Source organism: Candidatus Effluviviaceae Genus V sp., from assembly GCA_014728125.1.
Classification (GTDB): domain Bacteria; phylum Joyebacterota; class Joyebacteria; order Joyebacterales; family Joyebacteraceae; genus WJMD01.
The window spans coordinates 1-6,034 of sequence record WJMD01000142.1; the positions used below are offsets into that span (position 1 = coordinate 1).

The window sequence follows — 6,034 nt, forward strand, 5'->3', positions numbered from 1 at the left end:
GAGCGGGCCCTGTTCCTTCTGGACCTCGTCGGCATTCCGAGGGACCGGCTCGACTCGTTCGCGCACCAGCTCTCGGGCGGGATGCGTCAGCGGGTCGGCATCGCGCTCGCGCTGGCGATGCGGCCATCGATCGTCATCCTCGATGAGCCGACGACCGCCCTCGACGTCATCGTCGAGCGGGAGATCCTCGAGCGCATCCGTGAGCTCCAGCGTGAGCTCGGGTTCGCGGTGCTCTTCATCACGCACGACCTGGCGCGGATGCTCCAGGTGTCCGACCGCGTCGCGGTCTTCTACGCCGCGCGGCTCGCCGAGGTCGGTCCCGCGAAGACGTTGAAGGAGTCGCCGCGCCATCCGTACACCGACGGGCTCCTGCGGGCGTTCCCGTCGGTCCAGCCCGGCGGTCCGGAGCCCGTGAGCATCGGCGGCCAGCCCGCGAGCCTGAGGAAGCCGCCCTCCGGCTGCAGGTTCCATCCCCGCTGTCCCTACGCGATCGATGTCTGCTCCACGAAACAGCCGGGCCCGATCGAGATCGGACCCGGCCATATCTCCGCCTGCCATCGCGCCCGTGAGCTGCCCTCGCTCATCGAGAAGCGCGTCTAGGAACCTCTGCCGGGGCGAGCGCGTCTCGCGCCCGCCGCCGCGAGCCCTCGCGTGCACCTCACGACACCGAAGGCCCCCGCGGCGCTCCTAGAGCGCCACGTGCACGTACGTTCTGATCTCCCACTCCGAGCCTTCCTCGTCGCCGGCCGACTCCGCGTCGTACCGGTTCGAGTTCAGGTCGAGGGAGCGCCACTTGCCCGACACGCCGATGCGCGTCTGCGCGTCGCCGAACCAGCGCGGCTGCCCCAGCGAGTACGAGATGTCGCCGCCGACCTGCAGCGGGTACGTCAGGTTGAAGTCGCGGTGGTAATCGTACGGACCCCAGCCGTTGACGGCGACGTTCGCGCCGACGGCCCACGGGCCGTGCGTGACGGTTCCGTCCGCGCTGAAGGTCTCGATGGTCCGGTTGAGCGTTTCGTTCTCGTCCGACGGGTCCCATCCTCTGGGCTGCGTCCGCTCGTAGACGAGCGTGGCGACCATCCTGGTCCGGGCCGCGAGCTTCGAGACGAGCCGCGCGTTGATGCTCCAGAGGTCCTCGGGCGGGGGAGAGGCGCCGAAAGAGTAGACGGTCACGCCGTCCTCCGCGATGAAGTTCGTCACGTCCATCGTCGTCGGCAGGTGCCGGTAGACGAACCCGATGCTCGCAGCCAGCGGGGCGTCCTCGCGGACGTTGTTGTCCCACTGCCAGAACCACGTCGCGGGCGTCGGGTCGTACGTGAAGAGGAGCTCGCCGCCCACCTGTTCGCGGTTCCCTCTGACGGCGAACGGGTCCGAGAGGACGTTCCGCGGCCGCCCGGGGTCGGGTACATCGTCCGGGATCGGGCCGATGATCGGTTCCTGCCAGAGGAAGTTCGGCGCGATCTGGAGGTTCCCGACGTTGACCGCGAGGCCCGTCAGGAAGTTCGTCTGGTTGCCGAGACCGGAGTCCTTGAGCTGCCAGCCGGTGAACGTGATGATCGGGTCCGGACCGGCGTTCGCCACGAGTCCCATCCGCGCCGCCTGCGCGTACCAGTGCCAGCGGCCCTTCTGCCACGTGACCTTCGCCTTCCCTCCGAACGTGTCGCCGTCGATGATCTCGTCCTCGTAGACGACGTCGTCCTCGACGATCTGGAACTCGTCACCGACCTTCGTGCTGCCCGACCAGAGCGCTCCGCCCTGGAGGTTCCAGTCGCCGTAGCCGGTCTCGAACTGCAGCGAGACCTTGCGGGTCTTGGGCTCGGGGATCGCGATCGACGTGCTCACGGACGACTGCTCGTCGATGTCCTCGTGGTAGACGGCGGTCGCGTTCAGGGGCCCGATCTGCTTGCGGTACTTGAGCAGCACGGCCGGGTTCGCGCCCCACCAGAGCTGCGGGCCGAACGCGACCTTGAGTCCGTCGAAGTGCTTCTTGCCGGCGAGTTCGAACCCCACGGGCGCCATGCCGTTGTAGATGTCGACGTTCTCGCCGTAGTAGGCGTCCCGGTAGAGACCGAAGAAGTCGCCCTCGTGCTTCCAGTGGAGATGACCCGTCCGGTAGAAGCCGTCGAGCATGAACCACTTGTCGTCCCACGAGACCGAGGCCTGATAGACCTTCACCCGTTCGACGTCCCCGATCTCGGTCTCGCCGACGGTGCGCTTGCGGCCGCGGTTCTCGTAGAAGATCTCGTCGATCGGGTTCTCCGGCACATTACCGAGGATGTTGACCGACACCTTTCCGCTCACGCTCTCGGTCGGCTTCACCTCGACGTCGATGTAGAACGACTCGAGATGGTCGAACCCCTGGAACGACGGGTAGCCCTCGGCCGAGCCGTCGTTGTCCTCCGGCGTCGTCGTGTGCTCGCCGCCTGTGTTGAACGTCTCGAACTCGAGCCGGACGTCCGAGACGTGCACGCGCTCGCGCGGCTCGCCCAGAAGCGCCGCCCGGTCGCTCCTGGCCTGAAGGGCCGCCGTGGCCGGCCGGATCGGCGCGAAATGCTCGCGGATGGCCTGGAGGTCGGTCGTCGGGGCGTACGGGTCGAGCTTGAAGGCCCGGCGGAGCGCGTAGTAGGCCGCGCGCGGGTAGACCTGGTAGAGGCCGCGGTGGTCGGGCGGGCCCTTGGCCGTGATGCCCCACCACTCCTCGTTCATGTTGTACTCGCCCTCGACGTAGTCCTCTATGTAGCCGCCGTTCGGCCAGGACGCGTGCGTGTCGTGGATGTCGAGACGGCTCTCCTGCAGGTACTTCCACCAGCCGTCCGACCACTGGAAGATGTAGCCGCCGATGGCGTTCCCGACGCGTCCCTTGCCGTACGACTGTTCGTAGATCTCCTGCCACTGGCCGATGAGGTACTTGGCCTGCATCAGCTGGTCCTCGCGCATCTCCCTCGCGTTGTAGGCGTCGGCTCCGAACTCGGTGTAGACGATGGGGATGCCGAGCTTCTCCTCGACGACCGCGTAGAGGTCGCGCGCCGAGATGCCGCGGTAGACGTTCGTGCCGAGGATGTCGAGGCTCGTGCACTCCTCGGCGATGATGTCGATGTACTGCAGATCGCCGTTCGCGATGGCGACGAGCTTCTCAGGATCGGCGCGGTTGATCTCCCGCGTGATGTCCTCGAAGAGCGAATAGAGGTAGCGCGCTCTGGCCTCGTCGCGCTGGCCCTCGGGCAGCGCCTCGATCTCGAACGAGGACCAGTGGAGGCCGTAGTTGTTCTCGTTGCCGAGGAGCCAGAAGATCACGCCCGGCGTGTCCCGGTAGAGCTCGACCCACTCGATGATCTCCTCGGTCACGAGCTTTCGGAACCGCGGGTCCGAGTAGTCGACCGACGGCACCCAGGCGCCGTCGATGGTGTAGCCGTAGCGGCCCACCGTGTGGTTCAGCATCGTGGTGATGCCGTACTCCTCGTAGATGTACTGGACCCACCGGGGCGGGATGCCGACGTAGAGGCGGATCGAGTTGACGCCCATATCCTGAAGGAGCGGCATCTCGCGGTCGAGCACCGTCTTGATGAAGTCCTCGGGCTGGGCCCACAGGTTGTAGAGGTAGTTCTCGCCGATCGGCACGTAGCCCCAGTTCATGCCGAAGACCATGGTGTCCTCGCCGTCGAGCAGGAGCTTCTGTCCCTCGAGGTCGGAGACGATGCTCACCTCCGGCTCGGCGGAAACGACGGCGGTCGCGGCGGTCAGGATCACCGCGGCGGCAAGGGCCGTCGTCCACAGGATCGTTCTCGTACGCTTCGACTTCACGGGTTCCTCCTGGTTCCGTCCCCGGTGCTGCTTCGAGTTTCTTCGTCGTCATCTACGGCGTTCGCCGCGATCGTGTCGCGGTACCAGTGCGCGCTCGCCTTCGGTGTGCGCTCGCATGTCTCGAAGTCGACGTGGTAGAGACCGAAGCGCTTCGTGTACCCGTGGCCCCACTCGAAGTTGTCCATGAGCGACCAGTGGAAATAGCCCCTGAGCGGCACGCCGGCCTCGATGGCGCGGTGCGCTGCGATGAGATGGTCGCGGAGGTAGGCGATGCGTCGCGGGTCCTCGATGCGCTCCCCGGCACGGTCGGGCTCCGGCAGCGCGATACCGTTCTCCGTCACGTACATCGGGCCCGGCGCGTACTCCTCGTGGACCCGGATGAGAAGATCGGTCAGTCCGTCGGGATAGACCTCCCAGCCCATCTCCGTGAACTCCGCGCCGGGCGCCGGCTCGGCCCGCTCCGGTCCTCCGTCCGGTCCGGCCTTCATGACCGCACGGGTGTAGTAGTTGACCCCGAGAAGGTCGATCGGTGTCTGTATGGTCTCCATGTCGCCCTTCTCGACGAACGGCAGCCGCCCGCTCTCGAGATGGCCGCGTCGGACGCGGTCGCGGACGCCGTCCTGCGGATACTCGCCGCGGAAAAGCGGGTCCAGATACCACGTGTTGAAGAAGCTGTCGAACCAGCGCGCGGCCTCGCGGTCACCATCGGTGTCGGAGTGCGGGAACGACGGCACGAGGTTGAGCACGATGCCGACGCGCGCGTCGGCGACCTCTCGGCGTACGGCCTCTGTCGCGAGCCCGTGGGAGAGGAGGAGGTGGTGCGCAGCCCGAAGCGCCGCCCCCGGGTCCCGCCATCCCGGGGCGTGGCAGCCGTCCTCGTAGCCCAGCGTCGCGACAACCCACGGCTCGTTGTGCGTCGTCCAGAACCGGACGCGGTCGCCGAGCCGTGCCGCGACGGCGCGGGCGTACTCGACGAACGCCGGGACCGTCCCGCGCGAGGACCAGCCGCCCGGTTCGAGGAGCTCGACGGGCATGTCCCAGTGGTTGAGCGTGATGAACGGTTCGATGCCGTGCTCCAGGAGCGCGTCGACGAGCGCGTCGTAGAAGTCGAGGCCGGTCGCGTTGGGTTCGGTTCCGCCCGGCATGACCCGCGACCAGGAGGTCGAGAAGCGGTACGAGGTCACGCCGAGCCACGCCATGATCCCGACGTCCTCGCGCATGCGGTGGTAGTGGTCGCACGCCACGAACGGGGTCGAGCCGTCCTCGATGGTCCCCTCCTGGAGCGCGAAGGCGTCCCACACGGAGTCGCCGCGTCCGCCCTCACTGCGTGCGCCCTCGATCTGCTGGGCCGAGGTCGCCACGCCCCAGAGGAAGTCGTCGGGGAAGCGGTGTACCGCCACGGGAGTCACTCCTTCGCGGTTTCGGGGTAGAGGTGGCACCGCACCCGGCGCGACTCGACCGTCCGGTACGAGGGGTCGATCGTCCGGCAGACGTCCATGACGTCGGGACAGCGGGGTGCGAAGGGGCAGCCTTCCTCCGGTTCGTCGGACGGGTCGCGTTCGACCTCGGGCGCCTCGGAGCTCAGCGTGCCGACGTCGGCGATGGAGGAGAGGAGCGCGCGCGTGTACGGGTGCGCCGGCGACGTGACGAGCTCGTCCGCAGGGCCGCCCTCAACGATCCTGCCGCGGAAGAGCACCAGCACGCGGTCCGCGAGGTGGCGGGCCGACGCGAGGTCGTGCGTGATGAGAAGCATGGCCAGCCGCCGCGTCTCCTTGAGGTCGGCGAGGAGCGTCAGGATGTCCATGCGGATCGAGACGTCGAGCATTGAGGTCGGCTCGTCGGCGATGAGGAGGTCCGGGTCGACCGCGAGGGCACGCGCGATGGCGACGCGCTGGCGCTGCCCGCCCGAGAGCTCGTACGGCCTGCGCGCGATGAACTCCTCGGCCGGCTCCAGACCCACCACGTGCAGGAGCTCGACGGCCTTGTCGCGGACGTTCTTCGTCGTTGCGCGCTTGTGTCTGAGAAGCGGTCTGGCGAGATGGTGCTGGATGTCGTGCGTGCGGTTGAGCGAGCCGAACGGGTCCTGGAAGACCATCTGAACGACCCTGCGGTAGGCGAGGGAGGCGCGTCTCGGTTCCTTCTCGAGAATGGGCGTGCCGTCGAGGAGGATGCGTCCCTCGTCGGGCTGCTCGAGGCGAAGCAGGATGCGCGCGACGGTGCTCTTGCCGCTTCC

General features: G+C 67.7%; 4 protein-coding genes. 1 reads left to right on the forward strand and 3 read right to left on the reverse strand.

The window, feature by feature from the left end; genetic code table 11:
• On the forward strand, positions 1-600 hold a 600-nt coding region (locus GF405_08895; protein ID MBD3368266.1), incomplete at its 5' end, for an ATP-binding cassette domain-containing protein.
• An 87-nt stretch (positions 601-687) separates the two neighbouring features.
• Here the strand turns inward: GF405_08895 and GF405_08900 are convergent.
• The 3 genes from GF405_08900 to GF405_08910 form a co-directional block, all read right to left on the reverse strand.
• A complete protein-coding gene (locus tag GF405_08900) occupies positions 688-3,747 on the reverse strand; it encodes a glycosidase (GenBank protein MBD3368267.1) in 3,060 nt (1,019 codons plus the stop codon).
• Positions 3,748-3,797: 50 nt separating this feature from the next.
• Entirely contained in the window at positions 3,798-5,201 is a 1,404-nt protein-coding gene (locus GF405_08905) for a beta-glucosidase (protein ID MBD3368268.1), read from the reverse strand.
• A 5-nt stretch (positions 5,202-5,206) separates the two neighbouring features.
• A partial coding sequence (locus tag GF405_08910; GenBank protein ID MBD3368269.1) for an ATP-binding cassette domain-containing protein occupies positions 5,207-6,034 on the reverse strand: 828 nt, incomplete at its 5' end.